Source organism: Bacillus nitratireducens, assembly GCF_001884135.1.
In the GTDB taxonomy this organism is placed as follows: Bacteria; Bacillota; Bacilli; order Bacillales; family Bacillaceae_G; genus Bacillus_A; species Bacillus_A nitratireducens.
Genome location: NZ_MAOC01000004.1, coordinates 19,587 through 34,501, shown reverse-complemented (window position 1 = coordinate 34,501; position 14,915 = coordinate 19,587). Strand labels below are relative to the sequence as shown.

General features: G+C 36.8%; 17 protein-coding genes and 1 riboswitch. Of the genes, 6 read left to right on the top strand and 11 right to left on the bottom strand.

Annotated features, from left to right (window positions below; all coding sequences use genetic code 11):
• Positions 1 to 4 precede the first annotated feature (4 nt).
• Positions 5 to 226 (bottom strand): hypothetical protein, encoded by a 222-nt coding sequence (locus BAU23_RS00810; RefSeq protein WP_000639046.1) that lies wholly within the window; start codon positions 224 to 226, stop codon positions 5 to 7.
• Between the two features lie 289 nt (positions 227 to 515).
• Here BAU23_RS00810 and BAU23_RS00805 point away from each other — a divergent pair, with 289 nt between their 5' ends.
• The gene (locus BAU23_RS00805; protein WP_000624938.1) at positions 516 to 899 is read left to right on the top strand and encodes an ATP synthase subunit I; all 384 of its coding nucleotides are present in this window, start codon (positions 516 to 518) and stop codon (positions 897 to 899) included.
• A gap of 482 nt (positions 900 to 1,381) precedes the next feature.
• Here BAU23_RS00805 and pckA read toward each other — a convergent pair whose 3' ends face one another.
• Positions 1,382 to 2,968 (bottom strand): phosphoenolpyruvate carboxykinase (ATP), encoded by a 1,587-nt coding sequence (gene pckA, locus BAU23_RS00800; protein ID WP_000108818.1) that lies wholly within the window; start codon positions 2,966 to 2,968, stop codon positions 1,382 to 1,384.
• Positions 2,969 to 3,196: 228 nt separating this feature from the next.
• A riboswitch (SAM riboswitch) is annotated at positions 3,197 to 3,318 on the top strand.
• A gap of 169 nt (positions 3,319 to 3,487) precedes the next feature.
• Between pckA and metK the strand changes: the two genes are divergently transcribed.
• Complete coding sequence (gene metK / locus BAU23_RS00795) at positions 3,488 to 4,687, top strand: methionine adenosyltransferase (protein WP_000163119.1); 1,200 nt, start codon at positions 3,488 to 3,490, stop codon at positions 4,685 to 4,687.
• A gap of 41 nt (positions 4,688 to 4,728) precedes the next feature.
• Here metK and BAU23_RS00790 read toward each other — a convergent pair whose 3' ends face one another.
• Positions 4,729 to 4,908 (bottom strand): hypothetical protein, encoded by a 180-nt coding sequence (locus tag BAU23_RS00790; RefSeq protein ID WP_000488703.1) that lies wholly within the window; start codon positions 4,906 to 4,908, stop codon positions 4,729 to 4,731.
• Positions 4,909 to 4,914: 6 nt separating this feature from the next.
• A complete protein-coding gene (locus BAU23_RS00785; protein WP_000424802.1) occupies positions 4,915 to 5,094 on the bottom strand; it encodes a hypothetical protein in 180 nt (59 codons plus the stop codon).
• 267 nt (positions 5,095 to 5,361) lie between these two features.
• Here BAU23_RS00785 and BAU23_RS00780 point away from each other — a divergent pair, with 267 nt between their 5' ends.
• Together BAU23_RS00780 and BAU23_RS00775 are read left to right on the top strand one after the other, a co-directional pair.
• Positions 5,362 to 5,871, top strand: coding sequence for a MogA/MoaB family molybdenum cofactor biosynthesis protein (locus BAU23_RS00780; protein WP_000117136.1), 510 nt, complete (start codon positions 5,362 to 5,364; stop codon positions 5,869 to 5,871).
• Complete coding sequence (locus BAU23_RS00775) at positions 5,868 to 6,467, top strand: molybdenum cofactor guanylyltransferase (protein WP_016130378.1); 600 nt, start codon at positions 5,868 to 5,870, stop codon at positions 6,465 to 6,467. The genes BAU23_RS00780 and BAU23_RS00775 overlap by 4 nt, the downstream gene beginning before the upstream one ends.
• A 286-nt stretch (positions 6,468 to 6,753) precedes the next feature.
• Here BAU23_RS00775 and BAU23_RS00770 read toward each other — a convergent pair whose 3' ends face one another.
• The 3 genes from BAU23_RS00770 to BAU23_RS00760 all read right to left on the bottom strand — a co-directional run bounded on the left by BAU23_RS00770 (position 6,754) and on the right by BAU23_RS00760 (position 9,096).
• Positions 6,754 to 7,896: a glycosyltransferase family 4 protein gene (locus tag BAU23_RS00770; protein ID WP_071733361.1), complete on the bottom strand. Its 1,143-nt coding sequence runs from the start codon at positions 7,894 to 7,896 to the stop codon at positions 6,754 to 6,756.
• A gap of 12 nt (positions 7,897 to 7,908) precedes the next feature.
• On the bottom strand, positions 7,909 to 8,439 hold the full coding sequence (locus BAU23_RS00765) for a phosphatase PAP2 family protein (RefSeq protein ID WP_000868588.1): 531 nt from the start codon (positions 8,437 to 8,439) through the stop codon (positions 7,909 to 7,911).
• 144 nt (positions 8,440 to 8,583) lie between these two features.
• On the bottom strand, positions 8,584 to 9,096 hold the full coding sequence (locus tag BAU23_RS00760; RefSeq protein WP_000640216.1) for a gamma carbonic anhydrase: 513 nt from the start codon (positions 9,094 to 9,096) through the stop codon (positions 8,584 to 8,586).
• 74 nt (positions 9,097 to 9,170) lie between these two features.
• Here BAU23_RS00760 and BAU23_RS00755 point away from each other — a divergent pair, with 74 nt between their 5' ends.
• Together BAU23_RS00755 and BAU23_RS00750 are read left to right on the top strand one after the other, a co-directional pair.
• Positions 9,171 to 9,974, top strand: a complete 804-nt coding sequence (locus BAU23_RS00755; protein WP_000267408.1) for an alpha/beta hydrolase — start codon at positions 9,171 to 9,173, stop codon at positions 9,972 to 9,974.
• A gap of 40 nt (positions 9,975 to 10,014) precedes the next feature.
• Positions 10,015 to 11,079, top strand: coding sequence for a tetraprenyl-beta-curcumene synthase family protein (locus BAU23_RS00750; protein ID WP_001102478.1), 1,065 nt, complete (start codon positions 10,015 to 10,017; stop codon positions 11,077 to 11,079).
• A gap of 131 nt (positions 11,080 to 11,210) precedes the next feature.
• Here the strand turns inward: BAU23_RS00750 and BAU23_RS00745 are convergent, their stop codons facing one another.
• The 4 genes from BAU23_RS00745 to BAU23_RS00730 all read right to left on the bottom strand — a co-directional run bounded on the left by BAU23_RS00745 (position 11,211) and on the right by BAU23_RS00730 (position 14,899).
• A complete protein-coding gene (locus tag BAU23_RS00745) occupies positions 11,211 to 12,512 on the bottom strand; it encodes a PepSY-associated TM helix domain-containing protein (RefSeq protein WP_000812667.1) in 1,302 nt (433 codons plus the stop codon).
• Between the two features lie 155 nt (positions 12,513 to 12,667).
• The gene (locus BAU23_RS00740; protein ID WP_000579327.1) at positions 12,668 to 13,342 is read right to left on the bottom strand and encodes an aspartate/glutamate racemase family protein; all 675 of its coding nucleotides are present in this window, start codon (positions 13,340 to 13,342) and stop codon (positions 12,668 to 12,670) included.
• A gap of 24 nt (positions 13,343 to 13,366) precedes the next feature.
• Positions 13,367 to 14,047: an ABC transporter permease gene (locus tag BAU23_RS00735; protein ID WP_071733360.1), complete on the bottom strand. Its 681-nt coding sequence runs from the start codon at positions 14,045 to 14,047 to the stop codon at positions 13,367 to 13,369.
• 18 nt (positions 14,048 to 14,065) lie between these two features.
• The gene (locus BAU23_RS00730) at positions 14,066 to 14,899 is read right to left on the bottom strand and encodes an ABC transporter ATP-binding protein (RefSeq protein ID WP_016130372.1); all 834 of its coding nucleotides are present in this window, start codon (positions 14,897 to 14,899) and stop codon (positions 14,066 to 14,068) included.
• Between the last annotated feature and the right edge of the window lie 16 nt (positions 14,900 to 14,915).

Genomic DNA, 14,915 nt, shown 5'->3' with positions numbered 1-14,915 from the left:
TTTCCTATTTTTTTATTTTTGGTAAGAAGACGAGAAATACGATAGCAGTAATAAGTGGAATTAAGTTTAAAAATGGAATGCGGAAGAGTGTAATAAGAATAATACCTGGAAGAAGAACACCGAGGACAGCATAGAAAATACTATGTTTTTTCGTGTACCAATATAAGGAAAGTCCAATAAGTGCAGGGACAATGAGGTGAATGAGAGCCATTAAAAAATAAATCATTAGACGCCCCCTTTATTTATGTGCTTATTACATCATATCCGTATGTTCATAGATTGATATCACTTTTTTCATAATTGGACGAAAAATGTTTTGAAAAACGTCACATTTGCGAGGGATTCTATATTAATAATCTTGTATAATATTATTTCCTAAAAACATTTTAAAAACATAAACATGCTGTTTATGTTTTTAAATTTGAGTGAAATGGATTTTAAGTAGTATGGACTCGAAAGAAATGAGTTATACAGCTTTTGTTGGATAGATAAAAACTACTGAAGAGGGGTACAGCATGATTAGTATGTCATTAAGATCGTTTAAAATTCAATCGTATTATCTACTAGGTATTCTGTTATTAGGCTGGATGTTAACACCGTTTTCAGCACATTTTCTAGGTGCTGGAATTGGACTTATTGTAAGTATGTACTGTGTTTGGCTTTTAGGGAGACGGATTGAAAAGCTTGGAGATAGTCTCGTAAAGAAGACGAAAGCGCCGACGCTCGGCATGTTTAATCGTTTTGCAGCTGCTATTTTGGGTGCTATTATTATGTACGAAATTGAGCACCACATGGTTATGTGGGCATTTGCAGTAGGGATTCTGGGTGGTTATTTCTTAATCGTTGTGAATTTAGGCTACTATAGTATGAAAGATGAGGAAGAATTAACAAAGAGTTAAAAGAGCTTCTTTTTTAGATGGAACAGAGGATCCGGCGATGGATAGAAGCGGTCAGGGCCTTTTTTGTTCCAGTGCGGTGTGAAACCAGAATGGAAAAGAGTTTATGTATTCGAAGCTGTGGTTTGTATGTATGAAAATCTGAGTATATAAATTGAAAATTAGGTTTGGAACTTTTTTAGATAGAAAAGAGGATCTAGCTGTTGGTAGAAGCGGTTAGGGCTTTTTTTGCTCCCATACGATGTGAAACCAGAGCGATGTAGTAAGTGGAAAAAGAGTTTATGTGTTTGAAGCCGTGATTTGTACGTGGATAAATTAAATAATATATAGAAAGAAGCTCACGTTTTTCACGTAAGCTTCTTTTTTATGTAAGTGTGTGTAACCGTTAAGCCGCATTGGGTTTTGTCGGTGAGTACGCGGAACTTTACGGTTACACGACACTTATTCATATGAGTAAAAGGGTTATTCCAACAGAAAGTTTATACTTAAGCGATTGGGCCGCCTAAGTTAATAATATCTTCAGAAACGCTATCAAACTTTTTGAAGTTTGCTTTGAATTCGTTTGCAAGCTCAATTGCTTTCACTTTGTAAGCATCTTTATCAGCCCAAGTTTGTTCAGGCATCAATACTTCGTCAGGTACACCTGGTACGTGAAGTGGAACTTCAAGACCGAAGATGTCGTGTTTCGCAGTTTCAGCTTTTGCAAGTTCGCCGCTTAATGCTGCTTGAATCATTGCGCGAGTATAACCTAAGTTCATACGTTTACCAACGCCGTATTCGCCACCAGTCCAGCCAGTGTTTACTAAGAATACTTTCGCATCATGTTTCTCGATTTTTTCACCAAGCATTTCAGCATAGCGAGATGCATCAAGTGGTAAGAACGGTGAACCAAAGCAAGTTGAGAATGTAGCTTGCGGAGATGTAACGCCGCGCTCTGTTCCTGCTAGTTTGCTAGTGTAACCGCTTAAGAAATGGTACATAGCTTGCTCTTTTGATAACTTACTGATTGGAGGCAATACGCCAGATGCATCAGCAGTTAAGAAAATAATTGTATTTGGATGTCCTGCAACACTTGGTAGTACGATATTGTCAATCGCATGCATAGGGTATGCAGCACGTGTATTTTCTGTTAAAGTAGTATCGTTATAGTCAGCGATGCGTGTTTGACCATCAATGACAACGTTTTCTAAAACTGAACCGAATTTGATTGCATCGAAGATTTGTGGTTCTTTCTCATGAGAAAGGTTTACACATTTCGCGTAGCAACCGCCTTCAATATTGAATACGCCGTTATCAGACCAACCGTGCTCATCATCACCGATTAATTTACGGTTTGGATCAGCGGATAATGTTGTTTTACCTGTTCCAGATAAACCGAAGAATAGTGCTACGTCGCCTTCTTCACCTACGTTTGCAGAGCAATGCATAGAAAGAATGTCTTGTTCTGGTAGTAAGAAGTTCATAATAGAGAAGATTGATTTTTTCATTTCTCCAGCGTATTCTGTACCACCAATTAGTACGATACGTTTTTCGAATGAAACCATAATGAATGCTTCAGAGTTTGTACCGTCAATTACTGGATCTGCTTTAAAGTTCGGTGCAGAAACAATTGTAAACTCTGATTCATGAGTTGTTAATTCTTCTTCAGTTGGACGAATAAATAATTGATGTACGAACAAATTATGCCATGCGTATTCGTTAACAACTTGAATTGGTAGGCGATAGTTGCGGTCAGCGCCAGCAAATCCTTTGAAGACGAATAACTCTTCTTTTTCTTTTAAGTATTCTAAAACTTTTGTATATAATTTATTAAAATGTTCTTCAGAAATCGGTTGGTTCACAGCTCCCCAAGCAATTTTGTCGGCAACCGATGCTTCCTTCACAATAAATTTATCTTTAGGAGAACGTCCTGTGTATTTTCCTGTTGAAGCAGAAACGGCACCAGTAGAAGTTAATTTCCCTTCATTTCGCATTAATACTTTTTCCACTAATTGCGGAACACTTAGTTGAATCTGTGCATTGCTTCCGTTCAATAATTCATGTAAACCAATTTGGACATTCACAGTACTCATATTTATATACCATCCTTTTCATTTAATGAAATATTTCTCGTAATCCCCATCAAGAGTATAACACAATTATATAAATAATGTATACTATTTATTTATTTTTGTTTGTGTGAATGTATTAGTTCCTTATTAATATTTCATTCTATACGTATTGAGAAAAACTTTCAGGAAAATGTGAATATTAATTGACAAATGAATATCATTTCTTTAGTATAGGTTGGGACGGATACTCTCTTATCCCGAGCTGGCGGAGGGACAGGCCCGATGAAGCCCAGCAACCTCACTTGTAGTGGTAAATACAGGTGAATAGGTGCTAAAACCTGTGCGAGGCTAATGGTCTCGAACGATAAGAGCAAAGGGCAAAAAGCAGTATGCAAGTAGCAAATTAAACCTTTCCTCTATATTAAGTAGGAAAGGTTTTTCTGTATGCTTGTGTGGGAGAATAAATGTATGTCGCAGTTTGTGGCAAATTAAGGATGAGTTCCGTACAATATATACAATTACTGTAGGGAGGTTTACCACATGACAAAAAAACGTCATCTGTTCACATCTGAGTCTGTAACTGAAGGACATCCAGATAAAATTTGTGACCAAATTTCTGATTCAATTTTAGATGCGATCTTATCAAAAGACGCAAATGCACGTGTAGCTTGTGAAACAACTGTAACAACTGGTTTAGTATTGGTAGCGGGGGAGATTACGACTTCTACTTACGTAGACATTCCGAAAATCGTTCGTGAAACAATTCAAGGCATTGGTTACACACGTGCAAAATACGGATTCGATGCAGAAACTTGTGCAGTTTTAACATCTATCGATGAGCAATCTGCTGACATCGCTATGGGTGTTGACCAAGCGCTAGAAGCACGCGAAGGTCAAATGACTGACGCTGAGATTGAGGCAATTGGTGCAGGAGACCAAGGTTTAATGTTTGGTTTTGCATGTAATGAAACACAAGAATTAATGCCACTTCCAATCTCGCTTGCTCACAAATTAGCTCGTCGTTTAACTGAAGTACGTAAAGATGACACATTATCATACTTACGTCCGGATGGAAAAACGCAAGTTACAGTTGAGTATGATGAAAATGGTAAACCTGTACGTGTAGATACAATTGTAATTTCTACACAGCATCATCCAGATGTTACATGGGAAGAAATCGATCGCGATTTAAAAGAGCATGTAATTAAAGCTGTAGTTCCAGCAGAATTAATGGATGGAGAAACGAAATTCTTCATTAACCCAACTGGCCGCTTCGTAATCGGTGGACCACAAGGTGATGCTGGTTTAACAGGACGTAAAATCATCGTTGATACTTACGGTGGATACGCTCGCCACGGTGGCGGTGCATTCTCTGGTAAAGATGCAACGAAAGTTGACCGTTCAGCAGCATATGCAGCTCGTTATGTTGCGAAAAATATCGTAGCAGCTGGTCTTGCTGACAAAGCAGAAGTACAACTTGCATACGCAATCGGCGTAGCGCAACCAGTATCAATTTCAGTTGATACATTTGGCACTGGTAAAGTATCTGAAGACGTACTAGTAGAACTAGTTCGTAACAACTTCGATCTTCGCCCAGCTGGTATTATTAAAATGCTAGACTTACGTCGCCCAATTTACAAACAAACAGCAGCTTACGGCCACTTCGGACGTACTGATGTAGATCTTACATGGGAACGTACAGACAAAGCAGCTACTTTAAAAGAGCAAGCTGGTCTATAATATATGAAAAAAAGCTTTGCGCTGTGTGCGCAAAGCTTTTTTTATTTGGTTTTATTTGCTATTTGGATGCAGGAACTGCAATAAACTTCGCCGTCTAGCTCAATATATTTTCTCATGTTTGTCATACCACTTGCCGGAAATGGCATATGAATCCATGCTTTTTCATACGTTTGTATTTCCTTTTCGCATGATTTGCAAAGGGGAGGTTTCTTACGGAACATAGACGGTCACCCTTTCAGTTGATGCGCTTTTCCTGCGCAAAAAGCACTGCTCAGTAAAAATAGCGTTGCGAATATAATACTCACTAATGTAGCGTATGGAATCGCGCCTTTTAAGGAAAATCCGACAGTGATGGAAGCAACAAATAAGAGGATGAATGTTGTTGTTAATTTTTTATAAAGTTCCATAGTATGTGAACCTCCGAATTGTTTTGTATTGTAAATTTTAAAACTAAGCTTAAACCTATTATGTAGAGAACATAAGAAGAGATAAATAGTAGCTAATGATGTGAAAGCTAGGAGTATAAGAAATGGAAATAGTATGCCTATTTAAATTCCTTTTTGTGGGTGTTCATACTTATATTGTATCATGACGTATTGGTGGCTTCATACAGAATTGTGTAAAGGTATGTATGATAAAATGAAGAAAAGCTTTTAAGAAAGGAAAGATGAAAAATGAGTGTAACTGAACATAAAAAACAAGCGCCAAAAGAAGTGCGCTGCAAGATCGTGACGATTTCTGATACACGTACAGAAGAGACGGACAAGAGCGGACAACTATTACATGAATTATTAAAAGAAGCGGGTCATACAGTGACCTCTTATGAAATTGTAAAAGATGATAAAGAGAGTATTCAGCAAGCAGTGTTAGCTGGTTATCATAGGGAAGATGTTGATGTCGTGCTAACAAATGGCGGAACTGGTATTACGAAACGTGATGTAACGATTGAAGCAGTGTCAGTGTTATTAGATAAAGAAATTGTTGGTTTTGGTGAGTTATTCCGTATGATAAGTTACTTAGAAGATATCGGAAGCAGCGCAATGTTAAGTAGAGCGATCGGCGGTACAATTGGGCGCAAAGTTGTCTTTTCGATGCCAGGGTCTAGCGGAGCGGTTCGTCTTGCGATGAACAAGTTAATTTTACCGGAATTAGGTCATATTACATTTGAGCTGCATCGTCAATGAAAATTGCAGGAATTGTATTAGCAGGCGGTATGTCGAGTAGATTTGGTGAGCCGAAAGCGTTAGCGATTTGGAAGGGGACTACTTTCGTTGAGCATATTGTGAAAGTGATGACAACTGCGTTGCAAGAAGTTGTAGTCATTAGTCACTCCGATATAAAAGAGCGAGTAGAGCAATTCGTACAAGTTCCTGTTATAGAAGATATTCCGCATTATAAAGGAAATGGACCACTTGCTGGAATTGTATCAGGAATGGAATATATAGAAGCAGATTGGTATGCTATTATGCCTTGCGATGTGCCAAATGTTTCGCATGAATGGTTTACCATTTTACTAGAGCAAACGAGCGATGAATATGATGCGGTTGTCCCTATTATTAATGGAAGAAAACAACCGTTACTTGCAGCGTATCATAACCGTGTGAAAGAAAAAATTTATGCTTTGCTTCAAGACGAAAAAAGAAGTATGGGCCAGCTTTTATCACAATGTAATGTGAAATATATTGCTGGTGAAGATGTACAAGCGAATGCAGATTGGTTTATAAACGTGAATACGAAAGAAGAATATGTGCAGGCTCAAAAAGACCTTTCAAATGAATGAAAGGTTTTTTTGATATACAGAAATTGGGGAACAATTGCTGTATACAGGTATGTGAGTAAGTAGATTTTAAGGGGAATCTCTTAAAATCGTTATACAGTAAAAATACTGTATAACCATATATTAATTTTTATGGGTTTTTATTACAAGTCTGTTTAGTTATGTATGATTCTGTTATAATTAATACAGAAATAAGGTTATGCTTCACCTTGTGTACCATTTATTAGACTAAAATTTATAATTGTGTAATAAACTCCCTGTCTTTCATTGCAGGGAGTTTATTTAAGTGTTAAGCCAATAGTTCTGCTTCGTTTTGGTGAAGAGCTTCTTCATACTGGTTAAATAAACTATGAAAGATTTCATCCCAACTTTGTGATTTCGCATAAGAAGAGGCGGCAACTCCCATTTGTTTTAATTTTTCTTCATTATTTAATAAAGAATAAATAGATGATAAAAATGAATCCTCATTTTTTGGTTCACATAGAAATCCGGTTTTTTCATCTATAATAATATTTTTAACCCCGCCACTATTTGCACCAATAACAGGTGTACCACATGCGAGTGACTCCAGTACGACGTTCCCAAATGTTTCAGTAGCAGATGGAAATACCATTAGATCGGAGGAAGCATAGGCCTCAGCTAAATTCGCGCCTTGTAAATATCCAGTAAAAGTTATATTTGTTTTTGGGACATTTTCATGTAGGCCCTTTGCGAGAGGACCATCTCCAGCGATGAGCCAATGAATATCGTCACGTTCTTTGTTCGTCGTTTGAATAAGTGTTTGAAGAGTGTCGATATCTTTTTCAGGAGCAAGGCGCCCGACGTAGGAAAGAATATATTTCGCTGTAATATTATATTTTTTTCGGAATAGGTCTTTATTGTAAGTTGGATGAAAGAGAGTACAATCTACACCACGTCCCCAAATATAGAGCTGTTGAAATCCTTTCTTCTTTAATTGATGTAATGTTTCAGGAGAAGGCACAAAGTTTTTTTGCATATGACTATGAAACCACTTTAAATAGTTCCATAGCATATTGGAGAGAAATTCGATTTTGTAATAGCGTAAATAAGCATCGAAATCAGTATGATAAGAACCGACAACCGGGATATTTAACTTTTTTGCATAATATAACCCACAAAGTCCCATATTGAAAGGCGTAGCAATATGAATGATATCGGGTTTAAAGGCAAGAAGTTCCCGTTTAATGCGCGGAGTAGGAAAGGCAAGGCGACATTCTGGATATAATATTGTTAACGGGATACTTCTCATTTTATTTACATTCGCTACGAAATTATCTTCAGCCGTATGCTGAGGGGCAAAAACAGAATAGGCGATATTTTCTTTTTGAAAATATTTAGTTAAACGTTCCAAAGTTTTCGCCACACCGTTGACTTGTGGTGTAAATGTATCGGTAAATATGGCGACTCTCATCATATCGCTCCTTTACATGAGTGGAATGAGTTGATAAAAAGAGATGATGCCAGAGCAAGTGCCGAGGCACATGCCTACAAATACATCTGACGGATAATGAAGCCCTAAATAAATACGGGAAATACCGACGCATAGCGCTAACGGTAATAGAAAAGCAAGCAAGTTTGGATTATAGCAAATAAATGGAATGAGGACAGAGAAAACAGCCGTTGTATGTCCGGATGGAAAAGAATGATCTTTTAATGGATGAACTGGATATTTTGCATCCTGAATTGTCAAATAAGGACGTTTTCGTGGATACCATCTTTTTAATATTTGCACTGGAATATGGCTAATTGTTAAAGAAATAGCAGTTGCAATTGCAGCTTGATGCAAATTCCCTGTTGCGAAAATTAAAAAGAAAAGTGTGAGTGCAATGGAGAATGTAGCACCACCGATATGGGTAATATTGCTGAAAAAGATGTTTAATGTTTTTTGATCAAAGTAGCGATTAATTCCTTTGAAAATGTAACATTCTATTTTATATAGTCCACTGACCTTCATGAGATTTTTCCTCCCTCATTTACATATATATGGAGTTATTAACTTCTATTTTAATAAGATTTTATTGAGGGGATAATAAGGTTTTGTAAAGAAAAAGTTAGATTTTTTCATAAAAAAGCTGCCAATCTTATGGCAGCAGTAAAATTATTTTTGTAATGATTTATAGTACTGACCTTTTTCAACATATTGTGTGCGAATTCGTTCCATGTCTTTACGGTCTTCCCCTGTTAATTCACGAACGACTTTCGCTGGACGGCCGAAAGCTAACGTATTTGGTGGAATTTTCTTTCCTTGTGAAACGAGGCTTCCAGCACCGATAAAGGCTCCTTCACCAATTTCAGCACCATCTAATATAATAGAACCCATTCCAATTAAAGCATCTTTTTTAATATGACAGCTATGTAAAATAACTTGATGCCCAATTGTAACATCGTCTTCTAAAATAAGAGGGTACTGAGGGCTTTGGTGAAGTGTACATTGGTCTTGTACATTTACCCGATCTCCAATTATTGTTGGTGATACATCGCCGCGTATGACTGTATTAAACCAAATACTTGATTCTTCGCCAATGGAAACATCGCCTGTAATGGTAACATAATCAGCGATAAAAACACTACTCGCAATTTTCGGATTTTTTTCTTTGTAAGGATATATCATGTAAAGCCTTCCTTTCCTAGAGACTAGTTTTAGTGTATCAAATTATAAGAAAGAGTGAAATGGAGGAGTTTCGTATGTGGAACTATGAAGCGGAAGAAGCGAAAGCCGTCATTATTATCGTACATGGTGCCATGGAATATCACGGGCGTTATGAAGTAGTTGCAGAAATGTGGAATCATAGCGGTTATCACGTTGTTATGGGGGATCTTCCAGCACACGGAACAACTTCAAGAAATAGAGGACATATCGATTCATTTGATGAATACATAGAGGAAATAAAGTTATGGGTGAAAGAAGCAAGAAAATATAGATTGCCTATTTTTTTATTTGGTCATAGTATGGGAGGACTTGTTGTTATTCGTATGATGCAAGAAACGAAAAGAGAGGACATAGATGGGATTGTATTAAGTTCGCCTTGTCTAGGCGTATTAGCTGCACCTTCTGCTCCGCTTCGTGCTGCTTCAAAAATATTAAATGTCGTTGCTCCAAAATTGCAATTTGCAACAAATCTTACTGTAGAAATGTCAACTCGTAATCATGAAGTGAGAGATGCGATGGAGAATGATTCATTGTTCTTGCGCAAAGTATCAGTACGTTGGTATAGTGAATTGATTAAGTCTATCGAAATTGCTCATGAGAAAATAGATGATTTTCCAGATGTTCCACTCTTGCTAATGCAGGCGTGTGAGGATAAACTTGTAGATAAAATACGTGTCCGCAAGTGGTTTGATAATGTTAAAATGAGTGATAAGGCTTTTAAAGAATGGCCGAATTGCTATCATGAGTTATTAAATGAGTATGAGCGGGATGAAATTTTGAATTATATTCAGTCATTTACTGAAATGCGTGTCAATAATATAGTAAAAACAAACAAATAAATCATTATTTGTACATTTAATAGAGGAGATGAAGGAAGAAGTGAACGTACCGAGTAATCCCATAACGCTCATGGCGAAAGTATACCGTGATGTGTTTCCGGTTGTACACCATGAGCTAGCGATGTGGAAAGAGCGTGCCTACCATATTCCGAATGATGAGCTTCATAGTCAGGCAATCGCAAGTATTGAGAATAAAACGTTTCATTGCGAGGGCGGTGGTATTTTAGCACTGTTAGCAAATGAGCACCGAGAGGAATGCATTCGTTTTATCGTAGCGTATCAAACAATCAGCGATTATTTAGATAATTTATGTGACCGCAGTACATCACTTGACCCAAATGATTTTGCCGCACTGCATGAATCTATGTTAATGGCATTATCACCTGAAGTAGAAGGTGGCGGTAATTATTATCGCTATCGTGATGATCAAGATGATGGTGGTTATTTAGATGAACTTGTTGAAACATGCCAAGATGTTTTAAAGAAAACGAAGCATTATGATAAAATTGCTCCTGTTCTTCATGAACTTGCTTGTTATTATTGTGATTTGCAAATTCATAAACATGTGAAGCTAGAAGAAAGAGAACCACGCTTACAAACATGGTTTGAAGCACATAAAGAAAACTTACCTGAGATGAGTTGGTTTGAATTTTCAGCATGTGCCGGTTCTACGCTTGGAATCTTTTGTCTTGTAGCATATGCATTCCATGATGAATTACATGATGAAGATATTGCGAAAATTAGACAAGGATATTTTCCTTACGTACAAGGACTTCACATTTTACTTGATTATTTCATCGATCAAGAAGAAGACCGTATAGGCGGAGATTTGAATTTCTGTAGTTATTATGAAAACGAGCAAGCTATATTAGATCGGATGAAACACTTTGTAGAAGAAGCAGAGAAGAGCATTGGTGATTTGCCTCATGCGAAGTTTCATCGTCTCATAAGCCGAGGGTTACTTGGTATTTATTTATCAGACCAAAAAGTATCAGCACAAAAGAATATGCACAAAATGGCACGGCGCATTGTAAAATATGGAGGGCTTACTTCACGATTCTTCTATTGGAACGGGAAGATGTACCGAAAGAAAATGGCGCAGTGATGAAAAAAACCACTCATGTAGAGTGGTTTTTTTTATCCCGCATTAACGGGCAGTAAGACTCCCACCTCAAAATTCGGCGAATGCGAATGAGTTAGGTGGGAGATCAACTGCCCGTAAAAGCCTTCACTTTATTATGATCGTATTTTTGAAAATACGTATATGAGAAGTTCAATCGCGAAAATAACTAAAACAGATAGTCCGAATAAAGGCATGACAGCGCCTAGTATAACCATCATGATAAAGAAAACGAATGTGCTTTTCTTATCTCTTTGCTTAGGAGGTGCTGCTAATTTTCCTTTCGGCTTTCTCGCTAACCACATTTTTACTCCGTAATAAATGAGAAGTAATAAGGACAATGTCGTTAGTAAGCATAATATTTTATTTGGCCATCCGAATAAATGTCCTTCGTGAAGCGGGATACCGTAAGTAAACCATTGTGCAAATAAGCCATAATCACGGTAGTCCGTTTTTGAAATGAGTTCCCCACTATATTGATCAAAGTAAGCTGTTATTTCTTCATTTGGTGCGACATGCATCCCCGTAATACCAGAACCGCTCGATTTCGAAACGGTGAATACACCTTTCGAATCAGCTGGTAGTGAGATAACATATGGCTTCTTTATTTCAATTTCCTTTTGTAATTTATCGACAGAAATTGCTTTTGGTTCATTTGAATTCGATTCAGGAGGAGCTTCTTTTCTTGTTGCCCACGGTAATTCTTTTACCTTTGATTCAGGCGGTGCCATATACAATTTCGGATACCCGAGCGATTCATTCGACGATGCGATTTTATAAATTTGGTTCCCCATAAATCCTGACCAAGGCAATCCAGATGCGACTAACAAAACGAGAGGAATTGTAAATATAATACCGATAATAGAATGACGTCGTTTTGCTTTTTCTCGCTTATTAGATGCCGGTGTGTTTTTGAATTGGCGTATACTCATATACAAACCAGTCACAATTAAAAAGATTGTCCAGCATGCCGCAAGTTCTACAATATAGTTGACGACAGTACCACCAACTAAAAGAGAACTATGTAATTCCCGCATTATATTGGCAAACGTTTCACTTGCGTTTTGATCTCCGACAATTTGATTATTGCTATCTAAATACACATATTTTTGCATTCCTGTATATTCATTTGCAATTGTAAGCCTAGTATTATAATCCCCATTAAACTCACTGATTTTCGCCACACTATAATGTGGATATTTTTTCTCTGTTAAGAAAAGCGAATCAGCCATCGAAATAGATTCTGTTTGGGCGCTCTTTCCGAAATATAAATCTTTATAGATGAAATCTTCAACTTCTTCCCGAAATAAATACCCAATTCCGCTCAGTGACAAAGTAATAAGAAGCGGCGTAATAAAAAGCCCAGCATAAAAATGCCAACGCCAAAAAATATAATGAAGCGAACGATTTTGTTTCATACTTCAGTTCCCCTAACCTTCCCTATATGAATAAGCTACTTATTTAATATAGCGAGATTAAGTGTGATTACTTTGAAAGAATTGTGAAAAAAGTTAAAAGTTTTGGGGATTTTTATTAAACACAAAGCACATTTCAAAAGGGATGTGTTCTATGTTTATGAAGACCTTTTTATATTTGATACATACATTCTAACAACCGCTTTCGCAAGACATTGAGAGGAATCAACAAAGTCCTCACTCAACACCACATTCAAATCGGTACATGCGATAATAGCGGTATCTACTTCGTCTTTTAACTGTAAAACGAGCACACTCCATAATTTGCGAGCTTTCTCAATTTCTCCGCCCTTAATACAAGTAATAATTTGATTAATCATTTCTTGCCATTGTTCATTATGAATGTACTCTATATTACGTTTTGTAATCCCGTCTTGGTAAATACCTGCTTGAACAGTCGCTTCTGTTGCGAGAAGAGCGACTTTTTTTGTATTTTCAGGAATTGCTTTTAACGTCTCATCGACTATATTCAAGATAGGAATGGTAATAGAACGCTGTAATTCCTCGAAATAAAGATGCGCTGTATTACATGGCATTGCGATGAAATCTACACCAGTACTTTCAAGTTTTTGCGCTCCTTCAATAATCGCTTTTTTCATCGCCGCATGATCAATAGGGCGATCCATATAAAACGGTGTTGGGCACGAATAAATCATCATATGAGGAAAGTCCATATCATGCGTTGCTCCATATATTGTTTGGCACCCTGCTACAACTGTATCGACGAATGGCCCAGTTGATTTTGGTCCCATTCCTGCTAGTATTCCGATCATTGTTTAGTCCCCTTTAATATGTAATCAAAAACGTTTTCTGCGAATGAGAAAAAGAAATAAAGTAAGTAATAAAAATGAATATACGATAGTCCAAGCTGTAAGCCATAGAGTGTGAGTAAGAATATTATATTTGTATTGTCCAAGCATTATAAAGCTTTCGATAGGTGGTAAAAACCATAGTAACTCTTTTTTTAACCGGATTGAGGCGATCGTCATAAGTAATATAAATGTAAGACTAAGCCAAGCGGTGCTTGCTTTTTGAATAATATTTCTAGTAAATAATGTTGCGATTGAAATTCCTAGTATAGATAAAGACATGTGAGCGAGAAATCCGACTAGAAATAAAGAAGCTGTCATTTTTTCATTAAACATTTGCAAAATAATTGGATAGATTACGGATATAAAAGATAAAACAGTACAAATAAGAAGAGCCGTAATATATTTACCAACGTATAATGCCGAAATATTATTTGTATGTGAAATAGTGATTTGTTCTTGTACAGGATCTTCAGTATGAAAAATTGTGACTGTAATCCAGGCAGATAATAAATAAAGTGCGAGTGCTGTTTCTAAGTATGTCGGCACAATGGGAGTTGGTTTGTATGTATATACAAAAAGTAAGCTTATGCAGTACATCGCAATAGGAGGAATGTATTTATACGATTTTGTGTAGTCGAGAAAATGGTAACGAATAAGCGCAAACATAATAAACCTTCTTTCGATTTAAAAATTAGGCTGTAGCAGTGTGATAGATGCTTTTTTATGTAATAAAAACTGAAGCATTTCGTTTGTATATTCCTTTTCGATTTGTAATTGAATGAGATTTTGATTTGAATTGTGTGTAACTTGTATAAATCCTGATTGCTTTTGTAGTTCTATAGCTGAAAATGTTTCGTGAACAATTGCCTCAATATAGACCTGTTCTGTTGATTTTTGCACAGAGGTATCTTCCGCAATTGTATGATTTGCTAACGTCACAATTCTATCGGCGAAGTTTTCTAGTAGTTGTTTTTCGTGACATGTGAAGAGTATAGATATGCCGTGTTGTTTTAATGAGAGTAAAATATGTTCTAGTTCTTGCTGAGAGTTAGGATCGAGCCCAGAAAGAGGTTCATCCAAAATTAATAAATGTACATCCGTAAGCAATGCTTGCATAATGCCTGTTTTTTGTTTCATGCCTTTTGAAAAGTTTCGTACAACGGAATGCCTTGCATGATGTAAGTGAAAAGATTCAAGAAGCATCGGAATTTTATCTTTTAAATATTTTGTTGATAAACCGTGAATATGGCCGAGATGATATAGATAATCCTCTAATGTAAAACGAATCCCTTCAGGAAAATGTTCAGGTACATAGCCGATTTGTATATGTTCTTTTCTTTGAAGTGTCCCTGTCGTAGGTGAAATAAATCCTGCAATTATTTTGAGTAGAGTACTTTTTCCAGTCCCATTCCCGCCAATAATAGCGAGTGCCTCTCCTTCTGGAATGGATAAATCAATGTTGTCTAGTATAAGTGATTTGCCATACTTCTTTTGAATTCCTCTTAGTTCTACTAGCAAAGTTCTATCCTTCTTT

Excerpts from the sequence above, each read along its gene's own strand:
- BAU23_RS00740 (WP_000579327.1), bottom strand. The coding sequence starts at position 13,342 with ATGATCGGAATACTAGCAGGAATGGGACCAAAATCAACTGGGCCATTC.
- BAU23_RS00780 (WP_000117136.1), top strand. The coding sequence starts at position 5,362 with ATGAGTGTAACTGAACATAAAAAACAAGCGCCAAAAGAAGTGCGCTGC.
- metK (WP_000163119.1), top strand. The coding sequence starts at position 3,488 with ATGACAAAAAAACGTCATCTGTTCACATCTGAGTCTGTAACTGAAGGA.
- BAU23_RS00755 (WP_000267408.1), top strand. The coding sequence starts at position 9,171 with ATGTGGAACTATGAAGCGGAAGAAGCGAAAGCCGTCATTATTATCGTA.
- BAU23_RS00810 (WP_000639046.1), bottom strand. The coding sequence starts at position 226 with ATGATTTATTTTTTAATGGCTCTCATTCACCTCATTGTCCCTGCACTT.
- BAU23_RS00805 (WP_000624938.1), top strand. The coding sequence starts at position 516 with ATGATTAGTATGTCATTAAGATCGTTTAAAATTCAATCGTATTATCTA.
- BAU23_RS00775 (WP_016130378.1), top strand. The coding sequence starts at position 5,868 with ATGAAAATTGCAGGAATTGTATTAGCAGGCGGTATGTCGAGTAGATTT.
- BAU23_RS00790 (WP_000488703.1), bottom strand. The coding sequence starts at position 4,908 with ATGTTCCGTAAGAAACCTCCCCTTTGCAAATCATGCGAAAAGGAAATA.
- pckA (WP_000108818.1), bottom strand. The coding sequence starts at position 2,968 with ATGAGTACTGTGAATGTCCAAATTGGTTTACATGAATTATTGAACGGA.
- BAU23_RS00785 (WP_000424802.1), bottom strand. The coding sequence starts at position 5,094 with ATGGAACTTTATAAAAAATTAACAACAACATTCATCCTCTTATTTGTT.
- BAU23_RS00760 (WP_000640216.1), bottom strand. The coding sequence starts at position 9,096 with ATGATATATCCTTACAAAGAAAAAAATCCGAAAATTGCGAGTAGTGTT.
- BAU23_RS00770 (WP_071733361.1), bottom strand. The coding sequence starts at position 7,896 with ATGAGAGTCGCCATATTTACCGATACATTTACACCACAAGTCAACGGT.
- BAU23_RS00745 (WP_000812667.1), bottom strand. The coding sequence starts at position 12,512 with ATGAAACAAAATCGTTCGCTTCATTATATTTTTTGGCGTTGGCATTTT.
- BAU23_RS00765 (WP_000868588.1), bottom strand. The coding sequence starts at position 8,439 with ATGAAGGTCAGTGGACTATATAAAATAGAATGTTACATTTTCAAAGGA.
- BAU23_RS00735 (WP_071733360.1), bottom strand. The coding sequence starts at position 14,047 with ATGTTTGCGCTTATTCGTTACCATTTTCTCGACTACACAAAATCGTAT.